Below are 23,200 nucleotides of genomic sequence, written 5' to 3'. Positions count from 1 at the left end.
CCAAGGTACGAACGGCATTTAACGCTTGGCCGGCCATATTTCGCCGTCGGGCTGAAATCGAGGCCATTGAGGATTGACAGGATGAGCAAGGCCGCTGGAACGGCACTGGTGACGGGCGGGGGCAAGCGGATCGGCAAGGCTATCGTCGAGGATCTTGCCGCGAACGGTTTTGCCGTCGCCATCCATTGCAACCGCTCGCGGGCCGAGGCGGAAGCGCTGGCCGCGCGGATCAATGGCGGCCATTTTGGCCAGGATGGCCGCGCCGCTGTGGTCGCCGCCGACCTGACCGATATGGCCGCGGTCGGCGACCTGGTCGGCCGCGCCGAAGCCGCGCTCGGACCTGTTACACTGCTGGTCAACAATGCCTCGCTGTTCGTGGACGATACGGTTCAGGACTTCGACTGGCTTGCCTGGGACCGTCACTTCGCCATCCATGTGAAGGCGCCGGCACTTTTGGCGCAAAAGTTCGCCCGCGCGCTGCCGGAAGGCCAGGAAGGGCTGATCGTCAATATGATCGACCAGCGCGTCTGGCGCCCGACGCCACGCTATTTCTCCTATGCGCTGTCGAAATCGACATTGTGGACGCAGACGCAGATGATGGCGCAGGCGCTGGGACCTCGTATTCGCGTCAACGCCATCGGCCCCGGCCCGACGCTGAAGAGCGCACGCCAGGACGACAGCGATTTTGCCGCTCAGGTCGACGGCCTGATTCTGAAGCGCGGCCCGGAATTGCCTGAATTCGGCGCCACCATCCGCTATCTCTGGGGCGCGCGCTCGGTCACCGGCCAGATGATAGCGCTCGACGGCGGCCAGCACCTTGCATGGCAGACGCCGGATGTGACAGGCATTGTCGAATGAGTCCCATGGACCAGAAACACAAACGAGGCAGCGCCGCCGACGAACTGCCCCCCGATATCGACATCGAGGACGAGGCGGCGGAGGAGATCGTCGAGTCTTCAGCTCCCGGTCCCAGTGGCCCCGAGGTCGCCTTCACCGCCATCGATTGGACGCCGCATGCCGGCGATGCCGACGGCATGGTCGGCGCTGAAGTCATCCAGACGCTGGTCAAACGGCTGCCCAACGCGCCCGGCGTCTACCGCATGATGAATGCCGCAGGCGACGTGCTCTATGTCGGCAAGGCGCGCAGCCTGAAGAAGCGGGTGACCAATTACGCGCAGGGCCGTTTCCACACCAGCCGCATCGGCCGGATGGTGCGCGAGACGTCGACGATGGAATTCGTCGTAACCCGCACCGAGATCGAAGCGCTGCTGCTCGAAGCCAACCTTATCAAGCGCTTGCGGCCGCGATTCAATGTTCTGATGCGGGACGACAAGTCGTTCCCCTATATCCTGCTGACCGGCGATCATGTCTCGCCCGGCATCTACAAGCATCGCGGCGCGCGTTCGCGCAAGGGCGACTATTTCGGCCCCTTCGCCTCGGCCGGCGCGGTCGGCCGCACCATCAATTCGCTGCAGCGCGCCTTCCTGCTCAGGAGCTGCACCAACTCCTTCTACGAGAACCGCACCCGGCCTTGCCTGCTGTTCCAGATCAAGCGCTGCGCCGGCCCGTGCACCGGCGAGATCTCGCATGGCGACTATGCCAGGCTGGTCGCCGAGGCGAAGGACTTCCTCTCCGGCCGCAGCCAGAAGGTGAAGACCGATATCTCCGCCGCCATGCAGCAGGCCTCGGAAAATCTCGATTTCGAGAGGGCCGCCATCTATCGCGACCGGCTGGCGGCGCTGTCGCATGTGCAGAGCCACCAGGGCATCAACCCGCAGACCGTCGACGAGGCCGATGTCTTCGCCATCCACCAGGAAGGCGGCCAGGTCTGCATCCAGGTGTTCTTCTTCCGCACCGGCCAGAACTGGGGCAACCGCGCCTATTTCCCCAAGGCCGATCCGGCGCTGGAGGGATCGGAAGTGCTGGGCTCGTTCCTGGCGCAATTTTATGACGACAAGCCGACGCCGCGCGCCATCCTGTTGTCGCATGGTGTCGAGGACCAGGAATTGCTGGCGGAGGCTCTCTCCACCCGCGCGGGTCGCAAGGTGGCGATCTCGGTGCCGCAGCGCGGCGAGAAGAAGGATTTGACTGACAACGCACTGCAGAATGCCCGCGAGGCGCTCGGCCGCCGACTGGCCGAAACCTCGACGCAAGGGCGGCTGCTCACTGGCTTCGCCGAGACCTTCGGCCTGAAAAAGCCGCCGGCGCGCATCGAGGTCTACGACAACTCGCACATCATGGGCACCAACGCCGTCGGCGCCATGGTCGTCGCCGGGCCGGAAGGCTTCGTCAAGAACCAGTACCGGAAATTCAACATCCGCTCGACCGAGATCACGCCGGGAGACGATTTCGGCATGATGCGCGAGGTGATGGAGCGGCGCTTTTCGCGGCTGCTGAAGGAACATGGCGATGTGCCGCAGAGCGAACTGCCGGCGGACGACGCCGCCCCGAGTGAACAGGAGGACGACATCGAGGACACCGGCGGTTTCCCGGCCTGGCCCGACGTCATCCTCATCGACGGCGGCCAGGGCCAGATGACGGCGGTGCGAAAAGTGCTCGCCGATCTCGGCATCGAGGACCGTGTCGTGGCAATCGGCATCGCCAAGGGACAGGACCGTGACGCCGGCCGCGAACGCTTCTTCGTCAGGGGCAGGGATTCGTTTTCGCTCCCTGTGCGCGATCCGGTGCTCTACTTCGTCCAGCGGCTGCGCGACGAGGTCCACCGCTTCGCCATCGGCTCGCACCGCGCCCGCCGCAAGAAGGAGATGGTCAAGAGCCCGCTCGATGAGATCAGCGGCATCGGTCCCGGCCGCAAGCGTGCGCTGCTCATGCATTTCGGCACTGCTAAGGCGGTTAGCCGCGCCGCGATCGAGGATTTGGTCAAGGTCGATGGTATATCCGAGCAGGTGGCGAAGCTGGTCTACAACCATTTTCACGAGAGTTGATGGATTGCTATTTTCGGTTGGTCCATCGACTATCGCCTGTTGACCCCCCACATTCGCTTCTGATTTGAGTACGCAGGCAGAAAGAGTTCCCAAAAATATGGCCCAGCGCGCATTCAACCTGCCCAACATGCTCACCTACGCCCGCATCCTTGCGGTGCCGCTGGTTGTGCTGTGTTTTTTTCTCGAAGGGCATCTGAAGTCGAGCGACTTCGCCCGCTGGTCGGCGCTGATCATTTTCCTGCTGGCCTCGATCACCGACTATCTAGACGGCTATCTGGCGCGCGCCTGGCAGCAGACCTCGAATATCGGCAAGATGCTCGATCCGATCGCCGACAAATTGCTGGTCGCCACTTGCCTGCTGCTGCTGGCGGCCGACACCGATAGCCATGCCGGCATCGCCGGCTGGTCGCTGTGGGCGGCGATTATTATCCTATGCCGCGAGATCCTGGTCTCGGGCCTGCGCGAATATCTGGCGGCGCTGAAGGTCTCGGTGCCGGTGACGCAGCTGGCAAAGTGGAAGACCGCCATCCAGATGGTCGCCATCGCCTTCCTGCTGGCGGGACCTGCCGGCGACAAGATCTTCCCGCTGACCACGCAGACCGGGCTGGTGCTGTTGTGGATCGCCGCCTTGGTCACGCTTTATACCGGCTACGACTATTTCCGCGCCGGCCTCAAGCACATCATGGACGAGTAGGATGTCGACGAAGCTCATTTATTTCGCCTGGGTGCGCGAGCGGATCGGCAAGCCGGAAGAGGATGTCGAATTGCCCGCCGGCATCGAGACCGTGGCCGACCTGCTGCGCTGGCTGAAATCGCGCGGCGAGGAGTACGAGAACGCGCTGCAATATCCTGATGTGATCCGCGTCGCCATCAACCAGGAACATGTCGAGCACCGCGAGAAGATATCAGGCGCGCGCGAGATCGCGCTGTTCCCGCCGATGACGGGTGGCTGAAATGCCTGGCGCGGTCGTGCCGACGGTGCGTATCCAGGCGGAGGATTTCGATGTCGCCGCCGAGATCATCAAGATGACGCAAGGCCGCGCCGACATCGGCGCCGTGGTGACTTTCTCGGGTCTCTGCCGCGATGAGGCGGGCAGGCTCGCGGCACTCGAGCTCGAGCACTATCCCGGCATGGCCGAGGCCGAGATCGGCCGCATCGCCGCCGAGGCGGTCGCCCGGTGGCCGCTGCAGGGCCTCACCGCCATCCATCGCCATGGCAGGATCGCGCCGGGCGAAAACATCGTGCTGGTGGTCGCAGCCTCCGCGCACCGGCAGGCGGCGTTCGAGGCGGCGAATTTCCTGATGGATTACCTGAAATCGCGCGCGCCGTTCTGGAAGAAGGAACACCACACCGACGGCTCGCAAGGCGGCTGGGTCGAAGCCAAGGAGGCCGACGACGAGGCCGCAAGCCGCTGGAAGCAGGCCGTGCCGAAACGAAATTGATGCTTCGCGTCACCGCGAGAGGCGTGGAAGCCCATCAGCCCTTGTCGGCGCCGATCCAGTGATCGAGCGCAATCCGGCCGGGTCCCCACGCCATGATGCCAAGCGCCATCGCCGCCCAGGTGATGTGCAGCGGCCAGCCGTCCGGCACGGTGAGCTGTATGACCAGCGTCATCAGCAGCAGGCCGAATGCCGCCAGTCGTGTCGCCAGGCCGAGGACAAGAAGAATTGGCAGCAGGATTTCCGCCGATCCTGAGACGAACGCCACCAGCCCAGGTGCGGGGAAATCGTAAGGGCCGCCGGGCAGATGCAGCTTGAGTTCCGAGCTGAAAAGCAGCACTGCGACGTCATTCAGCTGCAAAACACCGTCCCATTTGTTGATGCCCGACCGCCAGAACGGGACGGCGAGTGCGCAGCGCAGGACGAGCTGCGTCAGCGACGGTGTGGCACTCGTGCGAAGGGCTCTATTCACCCTCTCGACGAGGGCGGCGATCCCTCGCGGCTCGGTGCTGGCGTTCTGCCCATGGTTCGTCATGGTCACCCTCCCTGGTGTGCCGCTGTGAAGGCGCCCGCTTGCAGCAGTCCGGCAATGTTGGCGGAAAGATCGAATTCGGCACGCTCCGCAAATGCCGCCGCGGCCGCCGCGCCGAGCGGCTCGCCCGTCATGAGACGATCCAAGAAAACTGCGCCGCCGGGCGGCAGGTGGCGAACATAGACTTCGAGGCCGGGCCGCGTGACCAGGGCATCTTCAGGGCCGCCCGCCTCGATCCGCCCGACAGGACCGTCGCTCCGGTTTGTCGCAAAGATCGTCACGACCGGATAGCGCGAGCATATGGCGCGCGTTGCCGGGTGCGGCACGAACACGGTATCGGCCAGTCGCTCGGGCGGGATCGACGCCAGTGCTCCGGAAGCCAACGGATCCGCGTCAGCGGCATGATAGGCATCGAGCCAAGCCCGCTCCAGGCGCGCCACATCGGCCAGCCACGGCATCGACTGCGCGTATTCATAACGCGCGATGAAATCGGGAAAGTCGCGGCCGTATTCGAACAGAAGCGGCGAGGTGGGTGGCGTTTCGCGGACATGAAAGCGCGCCATCGCGCGAAAGAAGTCCGGGCCGGTGATGCGCATCGTCGCCGGAAAGCTGGCGGCCAGCGCATCGATCAGACTGACCGTGACGTTGTTGCGGTAGACCGCATATCGCTTGACCGCAGCTTTGCCGTTCGGCCCCGAGACAGCGCCAGGCGGGGCACGGTCAGGATCGAGCAAACCGGCGGTGAATGCCGCGGCATAGTCGAACCGGCGGCCGAGATCGCCCGATTGGAGCTCATCCTGCGGCATGAGCTTTTCCGAACAAGCTGTCGGCATGACGGTCGAGGATCGCTTGGGCGGCGACGGCTTCCGCCTTGAGCACCGGCCACTCGGGAATGTCGCTGTCCCATTCGATCAGCGTCGGCAGCGGCCCGCATCGGCCGATAACGATATCGAAAAGCGTCCAGACCGCGTCGGCGACCGGGCCGTCATGGCTGTCGATGAGCAGCAGATCGCCCTCGTCATCCTCCCGCTCGGCGTGCCCGGCCAGATGGATTTCGCCGACATGATCGAGCGGGAAATCCGCGAGGTAGGAAAGCGCTGAGTAGCCGTGATTGGTGGCCGAAACGAAGACGTTGTTGATGTCGAGCAGCAAGCCGCAACCGGTACGCCGCACCAGCTCGCGGATGAAATCCGTCTCGCTCATCGTCGCTTCCGGAAAAAGGACGTAGGTCGAGGGGTTCTCGAGCAGGATCGGGCGGCCGATCGCCTCCTGCACTTCGTCGATGTGATCCGCCACGCGCAAAACCGTTGCCGGCGTATAGGGCAGGGGAAGCAGGTCGTTGTAATAGGTGGTGTCGTGGGTCGACCAGGCGAGATGCTCGGAAACGAGCGCCGGCTCATAGCGGTCGACGAGCGCCTTGAAACGACCGAGATGGGCTTTGTCGAGCGGCCGCGGTCCGCCAATCGACATGCACACCCCGTGCAGTGAAACGGGATAGTCGCGGCGGATCTTGGTCAGCGCATCGTGCGGCGGGCCGCCGGCGCCCATGTAGTTTTCGGCGTGGACCTCGAAGAAACCGTCTTTTGGGTCGTCGCCGAGGATCGCGGGTAGATGTTCATGCTTGAAACTGGTGCCGGCAAGGCCGGCGACCCGGTGCGCCGGAAAGCGCGAGGTTTTCGACATGCGCGACGTTGGGTGAATGGCCAGACCGTACATCTTCGTCTCCGCTTTCCGGGCAGGTTGCATTGCTTAGGACGGGATGTCGCGGGTCAGCTCCGTGGGCGAGCCCTTGCGGTCGCCGGGCAGGTCCATCGTCGTGCAGGTGCCGCCATCGACAAACTTCCAGGCGTTGCCCTGGTAATCGACAGTCGAGGTGCCTTGGCAGGTCGTGCCAGGTCCTGCTGCGCAGTCGTTCTGCCCCTTCAGGGCGACGCCAAAGCACTTCTCTTTGCCGGCATCCATCGCTGCCTTGACCTCTGCCTCGGACAGCGGCGCGGCTGTCGCAAAAGAAGCAAGAGCCGTGGCAACGGCGCCGGCCAGAAATGCCGCGCTCACGGTTGATCTTGTTGACATGATTTCACCTCCGGTTGGGTTGTTGAGCGCGCCGTTCCTCAAGCGCGCATTGGTCAGTTCGGTCCCGAGGCTCGCTGTGTTACATCTATTGGGGAACACGACTTCGTGATCGCGAGGGGGCTGGCTTGAGCAAAATTTTGCCTGTCACGCCAAAAGAGGCCGACGACAAGGACGCAAGCCGCCGGAACGCACCGTCGTGCGAATAGTCCGTGTGGGCGCCACGGAACCACCGCAATCCTGCGAGACCTTCCGACCAGTTTGGTGCGCTATGGGGAGCAGGATCATGCTGGGCAGGATCGCCGAGTTCTTCATCTTCGGTGTCATGCCGTTGGTCGTTTGTATACTGGTGGTGCCTGAGTTGTCCGTTGCTGCCGAGAAGACCCTGAAGGGCGAGGTGATGTATCGCGAGCGCATCGCGTTGCCGCCCAATGCCGTGCTTTCCGTGCAGCTTGCCGATGTCTCGCTGGCCGATGCGCCAGCCACTGTCATCGGCGAGCATAAGGTCGCGCCGGCCGGCCAGGTGCCGATCAAGTTCGAGATCAGCTTTGATCCCCAGGTGATCCGGCCTGGCATGACCTATGCGCTGCAGGCGCGCATCACCGTCGACGACAGGCTGTTGTTCATCTCCGATACGCGTCACCAGGTCGATCCGCTGAGCAACGCGCCGCAGACCATCATGCTGAAGATGGTGAGCGAAAAACCGGCATCGGCCCCGGTATTCGGGCAGAGCTGGCTGATCGAATATATCGACGGCATTGGTGTGATCGCCGAGCCGCAGGCGACGTTCAGGATCGACGAGGCCGGCAAGGCCGGCGGCAGCGGCCCTTGCAACGTCTACTTCGCCACCGCAAAAGTCGATGGTTCGACCATCGCCATCAGTGACATCGGTTCGACCTTTAAGGCCTGCGCGTCCGACGTCATGGCCGAGGAAAAGGCGCTGTTCGAGGCGCTGGCCAAGGCGGCATCATATCACGTCGACGCCGGTAAGCTCATCATCGTCGACAAGGACGATCGCGTCATCCTGCGCTTCAATGCCGCGACCTGATCGCTCAAAAAACCGGTTTCGGTTTTTGAGCATCATGCGCAGTTGGAGGTGTCGGCCCCTGCCTCCGGTGCTGGATCGCCGCAACGAAAAAAGGCCAGCATTGCGCTGGCCTTTTTTCATATGACATGTTGATCTGGACTATCAGCTCAGCCGACGATCTCGGTGTCCGAGAACCAGTATTTGATTTCCTGCGCGGCGGTTTCCGGCGCGTCGGAGCCGTGTACCGAATTCTCGCCGATCGACAGCGCGTGCACCTTGCGGATGGTGCCTTCGGCGGCGTTGGCCGGGTTGGTGGCGCCCATCACGTCGCGGTTTTTGGCAATGGCGTTCTCGCCTTCCAGCACCTGCACGACGGTCGGGCCCGACGACATGGACTCGACCAGCTCGCCGAAGAACGGCCGCTCCTTGTGGACGGCATAAAAACCTTCCGCCTCGCGGCGGCTCATCCACACCCGGCGCGAGGCGACGACGCTTAGGCCGGCTTCTTCGAGCATCTGGGTGATGGCGCCGGTGAGATTGCGCCGGGTCGCGTCCGGCTTGATCATGGAAAATGTGCGTTCGAGCGCCATGGGGTCGTCCTTGTGATGGAGAATGGAATTGAGGGTGGCGGGCTCTATACAAGCCGCCCGGCTTGTTGCCAAGGGGAGGTGCTCGACAGGGGAGGTGCTCAGTCAGCGCGTTATGATGGTCGAAGCGCGCCGGACCTCCCAGCCCTCCCGTTCCAGCTCCGGCACGCTGTGGTTCTCGCAGGGGTAGCCGACGCAGAAGTAGCCGATCAGCGTCCACTCGGGCGGCGCGTCGAGGATCGTCGCCATCTCGGCCGGATCGAGGATCGAGACCCATCCCATGCCTATTCCTTCGGCGCGCGCCGCCAGCCAAAAGGTATGGATCGCCATCACCGCCGAATACTCGATGGTCGCGGGCATGGTCAGGCGGCCGAGGCCATGCCCCTGTTCTGTCGCGCGATCGGCGAAAACCGCGAATTGACAAGGCGCCTCGTTCAGCCCGGCGAGCTTCAGGCGCGCATAGAGCGCGGCGCGTTCGCCGCCGAACAATGCGAGCGCCTCCGCATTGCAGTGCTCAAAGCAGGCCCTGACGGCGGCACGGCATTCCGCACTCTCGACCATGACGAAACGCCAGGGCTGGCTCAGCCCGACCGAGGGCGCAATGCTGGCAACATCAAGCAGCCGCTCCAGCGCGCCTTCGGGAAGCGGCGTTGGCTTGAATCGCCTGACGTCCCGCCGCCACCGGAAGAGGTCGACCAGCTGGGCGCGAAAATCTTCCGGGAATTGCGGGCCTGACGTCATGGTGTCGTGTTGCCTTTGGGAGGGAGTAGGGGAGTAGGGGAGTAGGGCAATAGGGCAATAGGGCAGTAAGGCAGTAGGGCAGTAAGGTAGTAAGGAAGTCACGGCGACGCGCATACCTACTGCCCTATTGCCCTATACAGCCGCCGCCACCTTGCGGCCGAGGCCGTCATGCAGATCGAGGCAGCGCTCTAACCACTGCGCCACCGCATCGCTGCCGTCGAGCAACCGGTAGGGCGAGGCGATGCGCGCCCATTGCAGCGCGCCGAAGACGATGTAGTCGGCAAACAGCGGTGATTGGCCGCCGATGAACGGCTGATAGCTGAGCGTCGAGCGCAACGGCTCCAGCGAGGCGCGGAAGGCGTCTAGGCCGGTGTCTCGCGCCGCCATCACCTCTTCCAGCCTCTTGCCGAAGCGCTGCTCGCGGCTCTGGCGGAAATAGGCGGCGTTCGCCTCGTCCTGCATGGCGTGGAGGTCCATGATCGCCGCAGTGGTGACATAGGGGTGGATGGTCAGTTGCGACCAGCGTTCGATGAACCGCGCCATCGCCTTGCCGCCGTCGCCGGAAAACAATGTCGGCCGCTCAGGATAGGCCTCGTCGAGATAGAGCGCGATGGCGAAGGAATCGGCGACCACCTTCTGGCCGTCGCGGATCACCGGAACGAGCTTTGAAACGCCGCCTTCGACAGTGGGCACTTCGAGAAAGCGTGTCGGCACGGTTGAGACGTCGAGCCCTTTGTGGGCGAGCGCCATCGCCGCCTTCCAGCAATGCGGGCTGAACGGACGGGCAGCATCGCGTCCGACGAGGTCATAGAGCAGAATGGTCATTGGCGGCGGCTTCCTTGCGGTCTACTAGAACGAGGTGCGTCCACGTGGATGCACAAAGTATGCTCTAGCGTTTTTGAATCTACGCATCGTGTTTTTTCCGAAAAACGGTACCGATTTTTGGGCCGATGCGGTAGGCACCCGGAACGGGGTCTTGCGGGTCGGGAGAAAAAGATGAGACAGCACTTCATGATGTTTGCGGCCTACAATCAGTGGGCCAATAGCCGCATCTACGATGCCGCGGCCGATCTCGACGACGAAGAATTCCACCGCAATGTCGGTGCTTTCTTCGGCTCGATAATGGGCACGCTCAACCATGTTCTGACCGCCGACCGCATCTGGATGAGGCGGTTTACCGGCGAGGGCGACGCGCCGGCCAGGCTCGACACGATCCTGCACCGCGCCTTGCCGGGCTTGCGGCTGGCGCGCGAGGCCGAAGACAAGAGGATCATCGACTGGGTCGGGGCGTTGAGCGACAAGGCTTTGTCCGGCCGCTTCTCCTACATGACCGTCTCTGACATGCGCACCGTGTCGCAGAGATTGGCGCCGGCGCTCGATCATTTCTTCAACCACCAGACCCATCACCGCGGCCAGGCGCACACGATCCTAACCGTTCTGGGCCGGCGTTCGGTGTCACTCGACCTGACGCTGTTCCAGCGTAGCGACGAGGGGCGCGCCTACGCCTGATTGGGATCATCCGGATCGATCATGATCGATTGAAAGTAAAACCCGTCGAAGATGTGCAACATCTCGACGGGTCGCGCTCGCAAAGGAGGCCTAGCCAGGCGTCAGGCGGCGTATCCGCCCTGGCCTCGGGCGACCGGCTTGACTGAGACCGCCGGCTGCGCCGAAGGCCAGAGAATGCCTGCCGTCACCGCGAAGGTGATCAAGGCATCGCGTGCCGCTTCCGGCGAGATCTCGCCGGCGCGTGCTGCCTCGCAGGCCTTCACCGCCGCGCCATAGCTCAGGCGTCGTCGCGATGGCGGGAACTCGGTCAGGAACTCATGCATGTCGAAGAGCGAAGCGATCATGCGCTTATGGCCGGCGCCGACGGTAACGGCGACCGGGGTGAAGGGCATCGTGTCGTGCATTCTGGCCTCTCGTATTGGGCGGAGGTGACGGCGGACGCCGCTCTCCGATCTGGGTCGGACGCCCAGAAACGCGGATTGCGGCATCAGGTTCCATGTTGCCGAGATTTGATTTTCGCCACCAAGCTCAGTGGCATGAGCGCCGTGCCGAAGAGGCGGCCTACTTCCACATGTCACGCATGCGGGCGCCGAGGTCGACGCGCACTTGCGGCTGGCGACGCGGATCGTCCTTGGCCTGGACGCTCGCCCATGATGTCTGTTCGAAGGCACCGAGGATCGAGGCTGGGATGAAGCGGGTGCGCGAGGCGTAAACGTGGCGATCGCCACGCGCCGCCTGGCCGTGGACGAAGAAGCGCTGCGGCATGACCAGATGCAGGCCGTCCTTGGCCCGCGTCATCGCCACGTAGAGCAGGCGGCGCTCCTCGTCGATATCCTCCTTCGAGCCGACGGCGAGGTCGATCGGGATGCAGCCGTCGACAGTGTTGAGCACGAAGACGTTCTTCCATTCCTGGCCCTTGGCCGAATGGATGGTCGACAGGATCAAATAGTCCTCGTCGCGATGCGGCGGCCCGGCCTCGTCGCTGGTTGCATCCGGCGGATCGAGCGTCAGCTCAGTGAGGAAACGTTCGCGCGAGGCATAGCCCGAGGCGATCTGTTCGAGCTGCAGAATATCGGCCCGGCGCGTCGTTGCGTCCTCGTGGATGCGGTCGAGATGCGGCTCATACCAGAGCCTGACCTGTTCGAGGTCGGCCGGCCATTTTCCCGACCCGGTGCGAAGCTGCGAGAACAGCGTGACGAAACCCTGCCAGTCGTCGGCGGCGCGTTGCGGCGGCCGGTAGCGCGCCAGACCCATCGCTTCGTCGAGCGACGTGGCCATGGTGTCGACGATCTGCGAAGCTGCCGAAGGGCCGATGCCGGGCAAGAGCTGCAGCACGCGAAAACCGGCGACGCGGTCGCGCGGGTTTTCGGCGAAGCGCAGCACCGCCAGCACGTCCTTGACATGGGCGGCGTCGAGGAATTTCAGCCCGCCGAATTTTACGAACGGGATGTTGCGGCGCGTCAACTCGATCTCCAGCGGCCCGCTGTGGTGCGAGGCGCGAAACAGCACGGCCTGCGCCTTCAGCGCCGTGCCGGCCTCGCGCTCGGTCAGGGCCGCCTGGCAGACGTAACTCGCCTGCTCGGCCTCGTCGCGAACGCTGACCAGCTTCGGCTTTTCGGCCGATTTACGCTCCGTCCATAGGTTCTTGGTAAAGCGCTCCGAGGCCTCGCCGATCACCGCATTGGCGGCGGCCAGGACGGTCTCGGTCGAGCGGTAGTTGCGCTCAAGCATGACGATCTCGGCCGGCCGCGCGAACTGTTTTGGAAAGTCGAGGATGTTGCGCACTTCCGCCGCGCGAAACGAATAGATCGACTGCGCATCGTCGCCGACCACCGTCAGCCCGGATCCGTCCGGCTTGAGTGCCGTGAGGATCGAGGCCTGCAGCCGGTTGGTGTCCTGGTATTCGTCGACCAGAACATGGTCGAAGCGCCCACCCAGATGCGCCGATATCTCCGGCTCGCCGGCCATCTGCGCCCAGTAGAGCAGCAGGTCGTCGTAATCGAGCACGTTCTGCGCCTGCTTGGCCTCGACATAGCGGGCGAACAGCGCCTTGAGCTGTTCTGCCCACCCCGCGCACCAGGGAAACACCGAACCCAGAACCTCGCCGAGCGGCGCCTGCGCGTTGACGGCACGCGAATAGATCGCCAGGCACGTGCCCTTGGTCGGAAAACGGCCTTCCGTCTTCGAGAAGCCGAGCTCGTGCCTGATAAGGTTCATCAGGTCGGCGGAATCCTCGCGGTCATGGATGGTGAAGGCCGGATCGAGGCCGATCTCCAGCGCGTAGTCGCGCAGCAGCCTGGCGCCGATGCCGTGGAATGTGCCGGCCCAGGTGAGAGCATCGGTGATGACGGATGCATCGCCACCGAGCACCTCGCCGGCGATGCGCTCGACCCGCTTGGCCATTTCCGATGCGGCGCGACGCGAAAACGTCATCAAAAGGATGCGCCTGGGATCGGCGCCCCTGACGATCAGATGCGCGACGCGATGCGCCAGCGTGCTGGTCTTGCCGGAGCCGGCCCCGGCGATTACCAGCAACGGGCCAGCGACCTTGCCGTCGCCATGCTCGACGGCAAGGCACTGCTCGGCATTCAGCTTCGCGAGATAGGCAGGCCGGAAGGTCGAATCACGGGCAGCGAGGTTCATTGCCCATCAAGCATCGTTTCTGCTTTGTTCGCAACGGTTTCGACGTGAGAGTTGCGATCGACGCGCCGACCCTTTGACGCACCAGCCGATGAACTCGATCTAGCGCTCTGGCTCTACGCCCATCGCCGCCGACTGCCGCCGCAGCGACTTGTCGTCTTCGGGAGGTGGCAGCAACAGCGGATCGAAGTCGTCGGGCACTTCGTCGATGATTTCCCTGACTATGCGGTAGGCCACGTAGACGGCGGCCCCGGCTATGAGCAGACGGATCATGATTTTCTCCATTGGTGTGGACCAACCGAAGAGGCGGCTTTTTGTTCCCCCGTTCTCCAAACGCCCCGAGCTCTGCTGAGCGTGCAACCAAATCGGCACCGTCTCGTTTGCCCGGTGACAGGAGGTTGCGATGAATAAGCTCTCAATCTTGCTGGCTTTAGCCGCAGCCCTGGCTGTGGCGGCTTGCGACAACAATATCCCGCCGACGAAGGCCCCTGGCACCGTCGATCAAAACCCGCAGGTCGACCCTGCACCCAAATCGATGTCAGGCGGTGATCAACCCGGCACACCGCCGGCACAGTGAACGCTGTGGGAAAAAATGGCCGGCGCCGCTTGGGAGGAGATGGCGCCGGCCAGGCGGGTATCAGGTCCGCCGCACACCTAGACATAGCTGAGTCTTGCCCTTGCGTCATGGTGCGATCGCTGAAGACGACCGCGTTGCACGGGCAATTAACTGACAAATGCACAATTTTCGGATGCGAGTAGTCGATGCTCGCCAGGCGACGCGCCGTCGCTGCAGGTTCCCGGCCCAATTCAGAGTCGGCCCTCTGATCCGGCGAGGCCGGCGGTTGGATCGATCGTCTTCCCCTCCCGCGGCATCAGGCAACCTGCCGCCGCCGGCCATTTTCATGCCTTATGCGACCAACCGGCGCTCAAGGTCTTGCGAAGCGCCGACGTCCCGTGCAAAAGCGCGGCCATGCTGATCATTAACGACCTTTCGCTCCGTATGGCCGGACGCCTGCTTCTCGACCATGCCTCGCTGACCTTGCCGGCCGGCAGCAAGGCAGGGCTTGTCGGCCGTAACGGCACCGGCAAGACCACCTTGTTCAAGGCGATCACCGGCGATCTCGCCTCCGAGACCGGCTCGATCAGCCTGCCGAAGAACACGCGCATCGGCCAGGTGGCGCAGGAAGCGCCCGGCACCGAGGAGCCGCTGATCGAGATCGTGCTCAAGGCCGACATTGAACGCTCCGCATTGCTCGAAGAAGAAAAGACGGCGACCGATCCGCACCGCATCGCCGACATCCACATGCGGCTGGCCGACATCGACGCGCATTCGGCCGAGTCGCGCGCCGCCACCATCCTCGCCGGCCTCGGCTTCGATGACGACGCCCAGCGGCGGCCGGCCTCGTCCTTCTCCGGCGGCTGGCGCATGCGGGTGGCGCTGGCGGCAGTGCTGTTTGCCGAGCCCGATCTGCTGCTGCTCGACGAGCCGACCAACTATCTCGACCTCGAAGGCACGCTGTGGCTGGAAAACTACGTGTCGAAATATCCGCACACCGTGCTTCTGATCTCGCACGACCGCGACCTGCTTAACCGCGCCGTCAACTCGATCGTCCATCTCGACCAGAAGAAGCTGACCTTCTGGCGTGGCGGCTACGACCAGTTCGAGCGCCAATACACCGAGCAGCGCGAGCTCCAGGAGAAGGGCAGGGTCAAGCAGGAAGCCGCGCGCAAGCACATGGAGTCCTTCGTCGAGCGCTTCCGGGCCAAGGCCTCTAAGGCGAGACAAGCGCAGTCGCGTATCAAGGCGCTGGAAAAGATGAAGCCGATCGCCGCGATTGTGAACGACAACGTGCGGCCGTTCTCCTTCCCCGAGCCGGTGAAGACCGTGGCCTCGCCGATCATTGCGCTGAACAATGTGAATGTCAGCTATGTCGAGGGTGAGCCGATCCTGAAGAAGATGACGCTGCGCATCGATGCCGACGACCGCATCGCGCTGCTCGGCGCCAACGGCAACGGCAAGTCGACCTTTGCCAAATTGCTGTCGGGTCGGCTGAAGCAGGAGAGCGGCACCATGACGGTGGCGCCCGGCCTGAAAGTGGCGATCTTTGCCCAGCATCAGCTCGACGACCTCCGACCGAACGAAAACGCCTATGAGCATGTCCGCCGGCTGATGCCGGAAGCACCGGAATCGAAAGTGCGCGGCCGTGTCGCCCAGTTCGGCCTGACCACCGAGAAGATGAACACCGCCGCCAAGGACCTGTCCGGCGGCGAGAAGGCGCGGCTCTTGATGGGCTTGTCGGCCTTCGAAGGACCAAACCTATTCATCCTCGACGAACCGACCAACCATCTTGATATCGACAGCCGTGAATCGCTGATCCATGCGCTGAACGAATTTCCCGGCGCCGTCATCCTGATTTCGCACGACCGCCATCTGCTCGAGGCGACGGCCGACCGGCTGTGGCTGGTCAAGGACGGCGCGGTCAACCCCTTTGACGGCGATCTCGAGGACTACAAGACGCTAGTCACCGGCGTGTCCGGCGACCGCCGCGGCAAGCGCGAGGCCGAAAAAGCCTCGAAGGCCGACCGTCGCCGCGACGCGGCCGCACGCCGCGCGGCCTTCGAGCCGCTGGCCAAGGAGATCCGCGCCACAGAAGCGCTGATGGACCGCATCCGCAAGCGCATCGACTTGATCGAGGACGAGCTCGCCAATCCGGCGGTCTATGAAAAAGACCCGTCGACGGCGACACAGCTGGCCAAGGAGCGCTCGCAGCTTGCCCAGACGTTGGCCGCCCACGAAGAAAAATGGCTGTCGATGTCGGCGGAATACGAGGAAGGCACGGCGGAGTAGCGCCATCTGGCCCTACACGCCGCTGCCATATACGGCTAGTTTGGCCCTATGAATCAACACGCCAAGCTCAGAATCGGCCATTCGGCCTGTCCGCATGATTGCCCGTCGACCTGCGCGCTCGAGGTCGAGCTGCTCGACAGCAGGCGCATTGGTCGCGTCCATGGCGCCAAGGCCAACAGCTACACATCAGGCGTCATCTGCGCCAAGGTCGCCCGCTATGCCGACCGCGTCCATCACCCCGACCGCCTGCTGAAGCCGCTGATCCGCGCCGGCGCCAAGGGTGAGGGCCTTTGGAAGGAAGCGAGCTGGGAGGCGGCACTCGACCTCGTCGCCGAAAAGTTCATCGCGGCCGAGGCAAAATACGGCTCGGAGACGGTCTGGCCCTATTACTATGCCGGCACGATGGGGTTGGTGCAGCGCGACGGCATCGAGCGGCTCAGGCACGCCAAGAAGTACTCCGGCTTCTTCGGTTCGATCTGCACCAATCTGGCCTGGACCGGCTGGATGATGGGCGCCGGCGCGTTGCGCGGTCCCGACCCGCGCGAGATGGCCAAGTCCGACTGCGTGGTGATCTGGGGCACCAATGCAGTGGTCACCCAGGTCAACGTCATGACCCACGCGATCAAGGCGCGCAAGGAACGCGGCGCGAAAATCGTCGTCATCGACGTCTATGAGAACGCGACGATGAAGCAGGCCGATCTCGGCCTGGTGCTGAAGCCCGGCACCGACGGCGCGCTGGCCTGCGCGGTGATGCATGTGCTGTTTCGTGACGGCCTGGCCGACCGCGCCTATCTCCAGAAATACACCGACGACCCGCACGGTCTGGAAGCGCATCTTCAGACGAGAACGCCGCAATGGGCGGCTGATATAACAGGGCTTTCTGTCGACGAGATCGAGGCATTCGCCCACATCGTCGGCATGACGAAGAAAACCTATTTCCGCCTCGGCTACGGTTTTTCGCGCCAGCGCAACGGCTCGGTCAACATGCATGCTGCCGCCTCGATCGCCGCGGTCACCGGCTGCTGGCAGTATGAGGGCGGCGGCGCCTTCCATTCCAATTCAGGCATCTTCAAGCTCAACCAGGAACTGCTGGAAGGCACGCGGATGCGCGACCCCGCGATCCGCCATCTCGACCATTCGCGCATCGGCCCCGTGCTGACCGGCGCTGAGGATGCGCTCTATGGCGGCCCGCCGGTGACGGCGCTGCTGATCCAGAACACCAATCCGGTCAATGTCGCGCCGGAGCAGCGGCTGGTGAAGCAGGGTTTTCTGCGCGACGACCTATTTTCCTGCGTGCACGAGCAATTCGTGACCGACACCGCAAAACTTGCCGATGTCGTGCTGCCGGCGACGATGTTCCTCGAGCATGACGACGTCTACAAGGGCGGCGGTAACCAGCATATCACGCTCGGTCCGAAGCTGATCGACCCGCCGGAAGGGCCGCGCACCAACCATTTCGTCATCGAGGAGCTCGGTAAAAGGCTGGGCGTTGGCGAAAAGCCTGGCTTCGGCATGACCGAGCAACAGCATATCGACATCATCCTGGGCAAGCGGGGCCTGGGCAGTTTTTCGAGCCTCAGGGACGAAAAATGGGTCGATTTGCAGCCGGATTTCGAGGCGGCGCATTTCATCAACGGCTTCGGCCACGCGGACGGAAAATTCCGCTTCCGCGCCGACTGGACGGGTCAGGCGGCGCCCAACCGGCCGCCGAAAAGCATGGGCCTGTTCGGGCCGGTGGCAAGCCTGCCGGAATTTCCCGACCATATCGACCTGATCGAGGTGGCGGATGCGGCGCATCCGTTCCGGCTGACCACCTCGCCGGCGCGCAATTTCCTCAACTCGACCTTTTCGGAGACGCCGGTGTCGAAGGCCAAGGAGGGCCGGCCGGAACTGCTTTTGCATCCGGACGATGCGGCAGCTTATGGGCTGGCCAACGGCGACCGCGTCGAGATCGGCAATGCGCGCGGCGAAGTCGTGCTGCACGCAAGATTGTTCGATGGCCTCAAGCGCGGCGTCGTAGTGGCCGAGGGCATATGGCCGAACAGCGCCCATGAGCGGGGCGAGGGCATCAATGTGCTAACCGGCGCCGACGCGCCAGCGCCGTATGGCGGTGCGGCTTTTCACGACAACAAGGTCTGGCTGCGCTCGGCCAATTGAAGCGTCGGAACGATATATCCCTCCAGCCGTTTTTTGCGTGGCGGGTGGAGGCATGGTGATGGCAGATGTGTCGGCAGCGCCGAACCCCATTGGAAGAACGCTTTCGCCCGGCGAACTCGTAACCACAATGTCACACTTTCATCGCGCCGAGATTCTACGCATGACGGGGTGGCGCGACCGCCTGGACCGGACGAGCAATTGGGCGATAACGGTCGTCGCGGCGATGCTGTCCGTCTCGCTTTCGACGGCTAGCGCGCATCACGGCGTGCTGCTTTTTGCCATGCTGCTTGTCCTGTTGCTGCTGTGGATAGAAGCGCGGCGATATCGCTTCTTCGACGTTTACCGGGCCCGCGTGCGCCAGTTCGAACGGCACTATTTCGCGCAGATATTCTCGCCGCAGCCGGACTTTGCGTCCGATTGGCTATTGATCGTCGGCGAAAGCCTGCGCGCTCCAAAATTCCTCATTTCGCAACGAGCGGCGTTGGCGCGTCGTCTGCGTCGAAACTACATCCACATGCTGCTGATCCTGCTGATGGCCTGGATCCTCAAACTGTCGACACCCAGTCTTCTAACCGAGGGTGTCCGCATCGGCTTCGTCGGTTCGGTGCGCGAGGCCGTCACCGGCGCTGCCCTGGGGCCCATTCCCGGCGTGGTCATCGTCGTGCTGGTCGCCGCCCTCTATGCCGGCCTGCTAGTCACTGCCTTCCTGGCTGCTGGCGACGATGGCGAACTCTCCTTTGGTGACGTGCACGTCTAAGGCGGCAACGCAAAGCCGGTAGCTCTGCGAAATTTCATTTGCGCATCAGTGGAGGGATCGAACCGATCGGTTCGTTTCTGTTGACGCATCGTGCAGGACCGGGTGAACGCCGGCTCGGCGAATGCCTGCACCTCGCGGCGGACAAATTCGCATAACAAATTGAAAAGAATGCAAAAGATTGTGGCGAAGGAAGCCTTTTGGCGGATTTCAAGCACCCGATTCAGGCGTAGCTGAAAAATCTTTGTGATTGGAAACCGCCGCATGGCCAACCCACTTCGGGATGGTCCGAACGACGCGAAATCCTCCCAAGGCACGCCACTAGACGGACAACAACACTGAAAACATGAAAATACTGGAGTACCTGAAAAAATGACCAAGATTGCTCTTACCGCCGCTGCCGTCCTCATTGCTACAGGCAGCGCCTTTGCCGGCAGCGACCACTATGGTTCGGACGGCGTCAACCAGCCGGCTGCGCCGGTTGGCAATGAGCCTGTTGGAAATGTCGACAACACGCTCACGGGTTCGATCCGCAAGCTGCTCCCGACCGAGCATAATGCCGTCAACACCGATACGACGCGCCAGTCCGGCTCGGATCAGTCCGTCGCGCCTCAATCTGGCCGGGGCAACTGGGGCCGCCGCTAAGTCCTCAAGCTCCGGAACTCAAAGAGCGGCGGGTTTGGCCCGCCGCTCTTGCTTTTGCATATAGAGTCACCGTCAGCAGCGCCGCCCTTTTTGGGACGCACAAATGACGCTTTGATTTTTGCGCATGATCCTTTCCGAACTGAAAGTCAGCGCAGCAAAAATCGATTCCGATTTTCGGGCCATGCGCTAGCGCAGATCCTTCGGCCAAACGCAGTGTGTCAGCCGCGCCTCGTCGAGGGCCAGCCGTGCCCAGTCGCCGTCAAAAACGAAGCGGGCAAGCGCCGCCGTCGGAAATTTTTCTTCAAGCCTTTTGAGTGCCGCGGCATCCGATCCGGCGCCGGCAAGCCGGCGCGCGAATTCCTCCAGACCGGGATTGTGGCCAATCACCAGAAGGGTGCTTGTTACAGCATTTGCCTGCCGTACCTTGGCGAGAACGTCTGCCGCACTGGCCTCGTAGAGCGCCTGAACAAATTTGGCCGGCGTTTTCGCCGGCAATTCCGCCGAGACCAGCCGCCATGTGTCGCGGCTGCGCAGCGCTGGAGATACCAGCGCCACATCGGGCAGCCAGCCCTGCCTGGCCAGTTCGCGCCCGATCAGCGGGGCCGCCTTCAGCCCGCGCCCGGAAAGCGGCCGGTCGAAGTCGATGAGGTCAGGATCGTCCCAACTCGACTTGGCATGACGCAGAAGAAGGAGTTGTTTCATTGTCGCCATGCCAGCCTCTGCTCAGGGCGTGATGTCCGCCAGCTGCTGCCAATTGCAGTTGCCATGATCTTTCAAAATAGCGCCGAGACGTCGCGCGCGCCATGCACGACGCGAACGACCTCGACGCGTTGTTTTGCCAAGCGATAAAGCACGAGATAATTGCCGATCGTCAGCGCTCTCACCTCGGCGCCGATGTCCGGTCTCTTGGGGCCGGATTCAGGGAAGCTGGCCAATTGCAAGATGCGCGCCGCTATGGCGTCCAGAAAGCGATCCGCGGCAAGCGGGCTGTCCGTCGCAATGCCAAACCAGATTTCGATCAGATCGTTTTCGGCGGCCGGGCTGCGGACAATGAGGATGTCAGCCATTCCGCTGTGTTTTTTTGGCAACGTCGCTGAACCGGCTGTGCGCCTTCAGCTTGATGTCCTCGATGTCGAAAGGCGCGAACGGGCCGCTCTCCAGCCCTTCCGTCCAGGCTTTCCGCAGCCGCTCCGCTTCCGCTTCGCGCAAGGGCTGGCGAAGGCGCCATTCGCGGAGCGCTTCGCGGATTACTTCGCTTGCCGAACCGTATTGCCCGCTGGCCACCGCGCCCTTGACCATGTCCAGCAGTTCGGGGGAAAGCGCCACGCTGACTTTTTCGACTGTCGCCATCAAACTGTCTCCTTGTGAAGATGGTAGCAATATTTGCCACCATCTTCAAGGATGGCTCTCATGGTGTGATGCGCGCCAGATGCTCGAGATCGGTCTCCTCGCGCAGCGGATCGGGCGCCATGACCACGGAAGTGCTGTTGTCTGCATCGTCGGCGAAGTGGGCAAGCACGGTACGGCCGCCTTCCATCCGCGCCTTGCCTTCGGCGACCAGCCCGAGCGCCAGCGGATAAAGCCGGTGCTCGGCCTTCAGCACGCGGGCGGCAAGCGTATCCTCATTGTCACCGACCATCACCGGCACGGCAGCCTGGGCGATGATCGGGCCGTCATCCATATCGAGCGTGACGAAATGCACCGTGCAACCATGGATGCGAATGCCCGCGCGGATAGCTCGCGCATGCGTATCCAGCCCCTTGAAAGCAGGCAACAGGGCAGGGTGGATGTTGATCATCCGTCCCAGCCACTTCTCGACGAAGCGCGCGCCGAGGATGCGCATGTAACCGGCCAGCGTCACGATCTCGGCGCCGAACGAGACAAGTGCCGCGTCGATCGCTCCGTCATGCGCTTCCTTGCTGGTATGGTCGGCCCGCGAAATCACCTTGGTAGGGATGCCGCGCGCCGCGGCGATGCCTAGACCGGCGGCATTGGCCCGGTCGGAAATGACGCCGACGATCTCGGCCGGATAGTCCGGGTTGCTGGCCGCGGCGATCAGCGCCGTCATGTTGGAGCCGCGTCCCGAAATCAGCACCACGGTGCGTTTGCGCGTGCTCATAGGCCGATCGAGCCCCGATAGATGACGCCGGCGTTGCGGCGCGGCACGATGCGGCCGATCGGCGCCACAGTCTCGCCGGCCTCCTGCAGCACGGCCGCGACCTGTGCGGCCTGGCCGGAGGCGACGGCGAGGATCATGCCGACGCCGCAATTGAAGGTGCGCATCATCTCTTCGGGCGCCACGCCGCCGGTCTTCGCCAGCCATGAGAATACCGGGGGCACCTCGATGGCGTCGAGGTCGAGTTCGGCCGAAAAATCCTTCGGCAAGACGCGCGGGATGTTTTCAGGAAAGCCGCCGCCGGTGATGTGGGCCAGCGCCTTGATGCCATGCGTGCCGCGGATCGCCTTGAGGATCGACTTGACGTAGATGCGTGTCGGCTCGAGCAGCGCCTCGGCCAGCGTGGCTTCATCATTGAAGGGCGCCGGATCGGACCACGCAAGGCCGCTTGTCGCGACGATGCGGCGGACCAGCGAAAAGCCGTTCGAATGCAGGCCCGACGAGGCCAGTCCCAACAGCACGTCGCCCTCGACGATGTCGTCTGTCGGCAGTAGCTGGCCACGTTCGGCCGCGCCCACGGCAAAGCCGGCAAGGTCGTAGTCCTTGCCGTGATACATGCCGGGCATTTCCGCCGTCTCGCCGCCGATCAGCGCGCATCCGGCCTGTCGGCAGCCCTCGGCGATGCCGCCGACAATCGAAGCACCCTGGTCGGGGTCGAGCTTGCCGGTGGCGAAATAGTCGAGGAAGAACAATGGCTCGGCGCCTTGCACGACGATGTCGTTGACGCACATGGCGACGAGATCGATGCCGATCGTGTCGTGCTTGCCCGCATCGATGGCGATCTTCAGCTTGGTGCCGACGCCGTCATTGGCGGCGACCAGCACCGGGTCCGTGAAGCCGGCGGCCTTGAGGTCGAACAGGCCGCCGAAGCCGCCGATCTCGCCGTCGGCGCCCGGCCGGCGCGTCGCGCGCACCAGCGGCTTGATCTTCTCGACCATGAGATTGCCGGCATCGATGTCGACACCCGCCTCGGCATAAGTGAGCCCGTTCTTGCGCTTGCTCATTTCTGGCGCCTGCTCATCTCTGTTTCCACTTGCTTGAGGGCTCTTCGCATGAACGCTTTTGCCTCGCAAGGCAAGCGAGCGATGGCGATGTTCAATTGGAGATCGGCCGAACCGGGCTCCCTACG

At 63.4% G+C, this 23,200-nt stretch carries 27 protein-coding genes; 12 read left to right on the top strand and 15 right to left on the bottom strand.

The window, feature by feature from the left end:
* The first annotated feature begins 81 nt into the window (after positions 1 to 81).
* The 5 genes from EJ075_RS32425 to EJ075_RS32405 all read left to right on the top strand — a co-directional run bounded on the left by EJ075_RS32425 (position 82) and on the right by EJ075_RS32405 (position 4,388).
* Positions 82 to 858, top strand: a complete 777-nt coding sequence (locus EJ075_RS32425) for an SDR family oxidoreductase (RefSeq protein WP_126107110.1) — start codon at positions 82 to 84, stop codon at positions 856 to 858.
* On the top strand, positions 855 to 2,945 hold the full coding sequence (gene uvrC, locus EJ075_RS32420) for an excinuclease ABC subunit UvrC (protein ID WP_126107109.1): 2,091 nt from the start codon (positions 855 to 857) through the stop codon (positions 2,943 to 2,945). The genes EJ075_RS32425 and uvrC overlap by 4 nt, the downstream gene beginning before the upstream one ends.
* Positions 2,946 to 3,042: 97 nt before the next feature.
* A complete protein-coding gene (pgsA, locus tag EJ075_RS32415; protein ID WP_126107108.1) occupies positions 3,043 to 3,639 on the top strand; it encodes a CDP-diacylglycerol--glycerol-3-phosphate 3-phosphatidyltransferase in 597 nt (198 codons plus the stop codon).
* Between the two features lies 1 nt (position 3,640).
* Positions 3,641 to 3,898, top strand: a complete 258-nt coding sequence (gene moaD, locus EJ075_RS32410) for a molybdopterin converting factor subunit 1 (RefSeq protein WP_126107107.1) — start codon at positions 3,641 to 3,643, stop codon at positions 3,896 to 3,898.
* Position 3,899: 1 nt separating this feature from the next.
* Positions 3,900 to 4,388 carry a molybdenum cofactor biosynthesis protein MoaE gene (locus EJ075_RS32405; RefSeq protein ID WP_095483223.1) on the top strand — a complete coding sequence of 163 codons (489 nt, stop codon included), beginning with the start codon at positions 3,900 to 3,902 and terminating at the stop codon, positions 4,386 to 4,388.
* Positions 4,389 to 4,422: 34 nt separating this feature from the next.
* Here the strand turns inward: EJ075_RS32405 and EJ075_RS32400 are convergent, their stop codons facing one another.
* The 4 genes from EJ075_RS32400 to EJ075_RS32385 are packed head-to-tail and all read right to left on the bottom strand — an operon-like array spanning position 4,423 to position 6,990.
* Positions 4,423 to 4,920: a DoxX family protein gene (locus tag EJ075_RS32400; protein WP_095483224.1), complete on the bottom strand. Its 498-nt coding sequence runs from the start codon at positions 4,918 to 4,920 to the stop codon at positions 4,423 to 4,425.
* Positions 4,921 to 4,922: 2 nt separating this feature from the next.
* Positions 4,923 to 5,723, bottom strand: coding sequence for a DNA-binding domain-containing protein (locus EJ075_RS32395; protein ID WP_126107106.1), 801 nt, complete (start codon positions 5,721 to 5,723; stop codon positions 4,923 to 4,925).
* Positions 5,710 to 6,633: a DUF692 domain-containing protein gene (locus EJ075_RS32390; RefSeq protein WP_126107105.1), complete on the bottom strand. Its 924-nt coding sequence runs from the start codon at positions 6,631 to 6,633 to the stop codon at positions 5,710 to 5,712. Before EJ075_RS32390 ends, EJ075_RS32395 begins: the two co-directional genes overlap by 14 nt.
* Positions 6,634 to 6,666: 33 nt before the next feature.
* Entirely contained in the window at positions 6,667 to 6,990 is a 324-nt protein-coding gene (locus EJ075_RS32385) for a DUF2282 domain-containing protein (RefSeq protein ID WP_095483227.1), read from the bottom strand.
* A gap of 283 nt (positions 6,991 to 7,273) precedes the next feature.
* Between EJ075_RS32385 and EJ075_RS32380 the strand changes: the two genes are divergently transcribed.
* On the top strand, positions 7,274 to 8,035 hold the full coding sequence (locus EJ075_RS32380) for a YbaY family lipoprotein (protein ID WP_126107104.1): 762 nt from the start codon (positions 7,274 to 7,276) through the stop codon (positions 8,033 to 8,035).
* A 146-nt stretch (positions 8,036 to 8,181) separates the two neighbouring features.
* Here the strand turns inward: EJ075_RS32380 and ndk are convergent, their stop codons facing one another.
* The 3 genes from ndk to EJ075_RS32365 all read right to left on the bottom strand — a co-directional run bounded on the left by ndk (position 8,182) and on the right by EJ075_RS32365 (position 10,167).
* Positions 8,182 to 8,604, bottom strand: coding sequence for a nucleoside-diphosphate kinase (gene ndk / locus EJ075_RS32375; protein WP_126107103.1), 423 nt, complete (start codon positions 8,602 to 8,604; stop codon positions 8,182 to 8,184).
* A 102-nt stretch (positions 8,605 to 8,706) separates the two neighbouring features.
* Positions 8,707 to 9,342, bottom strand: coding sequence for a 5,6-dimethylbenzimidazole synthase (gene bluB, locus EJ075_RS32370; protein ID WP_095483229.1), 636 nt, complete (start codon positions 9,340 to 9,342; stop codon positions 8,707 to 8,709).
* Between the two features lie 132 nt (positions 9,343 to 9,474).
* On the bottom strand, positions 9,475 to 10,167 hold the full coding sequence (locus EJ075_RS32365; RefSeq protein ID WP_126107102.1) for a glutathione S-transferase family protein: 693 nt from the start codon (positions 10,165 to 10,167) through the stop codon (positions 9,475 to 9,477).
* Between the two features lie 171 nt (positions 10,168 to 10,338).
* Here EJ075_RS32365 and EJ075_RS32360 point away from each other — a divergent pair, with 171 nt between their 5' ends.
* A complete protein-coding gene (locus tag EJ075_RS32360) occupies positions 10,339 to 10,851 on the top strand; it encodes a DinB family protein (protein WP_126107101.1) in 513 nt (170 codons plus the stop codon).
* A 101-nt stretch (positions 10,852 to 10,952) separates the two neighbouring features.
* Here the strand turns inward: EJ075_RS32360 and EJ075_RS32355 are convergent, their stop codons facing one another.
* The 3 genes from EJ075_RS32355 to EJ075_RS33330 all read right to left on the bottom strand — a co-directional run bounded on the left by EJ075_RS32355 (position 10,953) and on the right by EJ075_RS33330 (position 13,764).
* Positions 10,953 to 11,255, bottom strand: coding sequence for a DUF982 domain-containing protein (locus EJ075_RS32355; protein ID WP_095483233.1), 303 nt, complete (start codon positions 11,253 to 11,255; stop codon positions 10,953 to 10,955).
* A gap of 157 nt (positions 11,256 to 11,412) precedes the next feature.
* A complete protein-coding gene (locus EJ075_RS32350; RefSeq protein ID WP_126107100.1) occupies positions 11,413 to 13,494 on the bottom strand; it encodes an ATP-dependent helicase in 2,082 nt (693 codons plus the stop codon).
* 99 nt (positions 13,495 to 13,593) lie between these two features.
* The gene (locus tag EJ075_RS33330) at positions 13,594 to 13,764 is read right to left on the bottom strand and encodes a hypothetical protein (protein ID WP_164547241.1); all 171 of its coding nucleotides are present in this window, start codon (positions 13,762 to 13,764) and stop codon (positions 13,594 to 13,596) included.
* Between the two features lie 130 nt (positions 13,765 to 13,894).
* Here EJ075_RS33330 and EJ075_RS33325 point away from each other — a divergent pair, with 130 nt between their 5' ends.
* The 5 genes from EJ075_RS33325 to EJ075_RS32330 all read left to right on the top strand — a co-directional run bounded on the left by EJ075_RS33325 (position 13,895) and on the right by EJ075_RS32330 (position 19,895).
* Positions 13,895 to 14,068: a hypothetical protein gene (locus EJ075_RS33325; protein WP_164547240.1), complete on the top strand. Its 174-nt coding sequence runs from the start codon at positions 13,895 to 13,897 to the stop codon at positions 14,066 to 14,068.
* A 393-nt stretch (positions 14,069 to 14,461) separates the two neighbouring features.
* Entirely contained in the window at positions 14,462 to 16,339 is a 1,878-nt protein-coding gene (locus EJ075_RS32345; RefSeq protein WP_126107099.1) for an ABC-F family ATP-binding cassette domain-containing protein, read from the top strand.
* A gap of 48 nt (positions 16,340 to 16,387) precedes the next feature.
* Positions 16,388 to 18,496 carry a molybdopterin oxidoreductase family protein gene (locus EJ075_RS32340; RefSeq protein ID WP_126107098.1) on the top strand — a complete coding sequence of 703 codons (2,109 nt, stop codon included), beginning with the start codon at positions 16,388 to 16,390 and terminating at the stop codon, positions 18,494 to 18,496.
* A gap of 52 nt (positions 18,497 to 18,548) precedes the next feature.
* Complete coding sequence (locus EJ075_RS32335) at positions 18,549 to 19,253, top strand: DUF2270 domain-containing protein (RefSeq protein ID WP_348627352.1); 705 nt, start codon at positions 18,549 to 18,551, stop codon at positions 19,251 to 19,253.
* Between the two features lie 369 nt (positions 19,254 to 19,622).
* Positions 19,623 to 19,895: a DUF680 domain-containing protein gene (locus EJ075_RS32330; protein ID WP_126107096.1), complete on the top strand. Its 273-nt coding sequence runs from the start codon at positions 19,623 to 19,625 to the stop codon at positions 19,893 to 19,895.
* A gap of 186 nt (positions 19,896 to 20,081) precedes the next feature.
* Here EJ075_RS32330 and EJ075_RS32325 read toward each other — a convergent pair whose 3' ends face one another.
* The 5 genes from EJ075_RS32325 to purM form a co-directional block, all read right to left on the bottom strand.
* On the bottom strand, positions 20,082 to 20,597 hold the full coding sequence (locus EJ075_RS32325) for a histidine phosphatase family protein (protein WP_126107539.1): 516 nt from the start codon (positions 20,595 to 20,597) through the stop codon (positions 20,082 to 20,084).
* A 71-nt stretch (positions 20,598 to 20,668) separates the two neighbouring features.
* Positions 20,669 to 20,962 (bottom strand): type II toxin-antitoxin system RelE/ParE family toxin, encoded by a 294-nt coding sequence (locus EJ075_RS32320; protein ID WP_126107095.1) that lies wholly within the window; start codon positions 20,960 to 20,962, stop codon positions 20,669 to 20,671.
* On the bottom strand, positions 20,955 to 21,245 hold the full coding sequence (locus EJ075_RS32315) for a type II toxin-antitoxin system ParD family antitoxin (protein WP_126107094.1): 291 nt from the start codon (positions 21,243 to 21,245) through the stop codon (positions 20,955 to 20,957). The genes EJ075_RS32320 and EJ075_RS32315 overlap by 8 nt, the downstream gene beginning before the upstream one ends.
* Before the next feature lie 58 nt (positions 21,246 to 21,303).
* Positions 21,304 to 22,014, bottom strand: a complete 711-nt coding sequence (gene purN / locus EJ075_RS32310) for a phosphoribosylglycinamide formyltransferase (protein WP_095483243.1) — start codon at positions 22,012 to 22,014, stop codon at positions 21,304 to 21,306.
* On the bottom strand, positions 22,011 to 23,075 hold the full coding sequence (purM, locus tag EJ075_RS32305; RefSeq protein WP_095483244.1) for a phosphoribosylformylglycinamidine cyclo-ligase: 1,065 nt from the start codon (positions 23,073 to 23,075) through the stop codon (positions 22,011 to 22,013). The genes purN and purM overlap by 4 nt, the downstream gene beginning before the upstream one ends.
* Positions 23,076 to 23,200: the final 125 nt, after the last annotated feature.

Source organism: Mesorhizobium sp. M6A.T.Cr.TU.016.01.1.1 (assembly GCF_003952585.1).
Classification (GTDB): Bacteria; Pseudomonadota; Alphaproteobacteria; order Rhizobiales; family Rhizobiaceae; genus Mesorhizobium; species Mesorhizobium mediterraneum.
This window is presented reverse-complemented; position numbering and strand designations above follow the sequence as displayed.

Bases quoted from the DNA above. Each gene is read 5' to 3' on its own strand.
- EJ075_RS32425 (WP_126107110.1), top strand. From the start codon at position 82: ATGAGCAAGGCCGCTGGAACGGCACTGGTGACGGGCGGGGGCAAGCGG.
- uvrC (WP_126107109.1), top strand. From the start codon at position 855: ATGAGTCCCATGGACCAGAAACACAAACGAGGCAGCGCCGCCGACGAA.
- pgsA (WP_126107108.1), top strand. From the start codon at position 3,043: ATGGCCCAGCGCGCATTCAACCTGCCCAACATGCTCACCTACGCCCGC.
- moaD (WP_126107107.1), top strand. From the start codon at position 3,641: ATGTCGACGAAGCTCATTTATTTCGCCTGGGTGCGCGAGCGGATCGGC.
- EJ075_RS32405 (WP_095483223.1), top strand. From the start codon at position 3,900: ATGCCTGGCGCGGTCGTGCCGACGGTGCGTATCCAGGCGGAGGATTTC.
- EJ075_RS32400 (WP_095483224.1), bottom strand. From the start codon at position 4,920: ATGACGAACCATGGGCAGAACGCCAGCACCGAGCCGCGAGGGATCGCC.
- EJ075_RS32395 (WP_126107106.1), bottom strand. From the start codon at position 5,723: ATGCCGCAGGATGAGCTCCAATCGGGCGATCTCGGCCGCCGGTTCGAC.
- EJ075_RS32390 (WP_126107105.1), bottom strand. From the start codon at position 6,633: ATGTACGGTCTGGCCATTCACCCAACGTCGCGCATGTCGAAAACCTCG.
- EJ075_RS32385 (WP_095483227.1), bottom strand. From the start codon at position 6,990: ATGTCAACAAGATCAACCGTGAGCGCGGCATTTCTGGCCGGCGCCGTT.
- EJ075_RS32380 (WP_126107104.1), top strand. From the start codon at position 7,274: ATGCTGGGCAGGATCGCCGAGTTCTTCATCTTCGGTGTCATGCCGTTG.
- ndk (WP_126107103.1), bottom strand. From the start codon at position 8,604: ATGGCGCTCGAACGCACATTTTCCATGATCAAGCCGGACGCGACCCGG.
- bluB (WP_095483229.1), bottom strand. From the start codon at position 9,342: ATGACGTCAGGCCCGCAATTCCCGGAAGATTTTCGCGCCCAGCTGGTC.
- EJ075_RS32365 (WP_126107102.1), bottom strand. From the start codon at position 10,167: ATGACCATTCTGCTCTATGACCTCGTCGGACGCGATGCTGCCCGTCCG.
- EJ075_RS32360 (WP_126107101.1), top strand. From the start codon at position 10,339: ATGAGACAGCACTTCATGATGTTTGCGGCCTACAATCAGTGGGCCAAT.
- EJ075_RS32355 (WP_095483233.1), bottom strand. From the start codon at position 11,255: ATGCACGACACGATGCCCTTCACCCCGGTCGCCGTTACCGTCGGCGCC.
- EJ075_RS32350 (WP_126107100.1), bottom strand. From the start codon at position 13,494: ATGAACCTCGCTGCCCGTGATTCGACCTTCCGGCCTGCCTATCTCGCG.
- EJ075_RS33330 (WP_164547241.1), bottom strand. From the start codon at position 13,764: ATGATCCGTCTGCTCATAGCCGGGGCCGCCGTCTACGTGGCCTACCGC.
- EJ075_RS33325 (WP_164547240.1), top strand. From the start codon at position 13,895: ATGAATAAGCTCTCAATCTTGCTGGCTTTAGCCGCAGCCCTGGCTGTG.
- EJ075_RS32345 (WP_126107099.1), top strand. From the start codon at position 14,462: ATGCTGATCATTAACGACCTTTCGCTCCGTATGGCCGGACGCCTGCTT.
- EJ075_RS32340 (WP_126107098.1), top strand. From the start codon at position 16,388: ATGAATCAACACGCCAAGCTCAGAATCGGCCATTCGGCCTGTCCGCAT.
- EJ075_RS32335 (WP_348627352.1), top strand. From the start codon at position 18,549: ATGGTGATGGCAGATGTGTCGGCAGCGCCGAACCCCATTGGAAGAACG.
- EJ075_RS32330 (WP_126107096.1), top strand. From the start codon at position 19,623: ATGACCAAGATTGCTCTTACCGCCGCTGCCGTCCTCATTGCTACAGGC.
- EJ075_RS32325 (WP_126107539.1), bottom strand. From the start codon at position 20,597: ATGAAACAACTCCTTCTTCTGCGTCATGCCAAGTCGAGTTGGGACGAT.
- EJ075_RS32320 (WP_126107095.1), bottom strand. From the start codon at position 20,962: ATGGCTGACATCCTCATTGTCCGCAGCCCGGCCGCCGAAAACGATCTG.
- EJ075_RS32315 (WP_126107094.1), bottom strand. From the start codon at position 21,245: ATGGCGACAGTCGAAAAAGTCAGCGTGGCGCTTTCCCCCGAACTGCTG.
- purN (WP_095483243.1), bottom strand. From the start codon at position 22,014: ATGAGCACGCGCAAACGCACCGTGGTGCTGATTTCGGGACGCGGCTCC.
- purM (WP_095483244.1), bottom strand. From the start codon at position 23,075: ATGAGCAAGCGCAAGAACGGGCTCACTTATGCCGAGGCGGGTGTCGAC.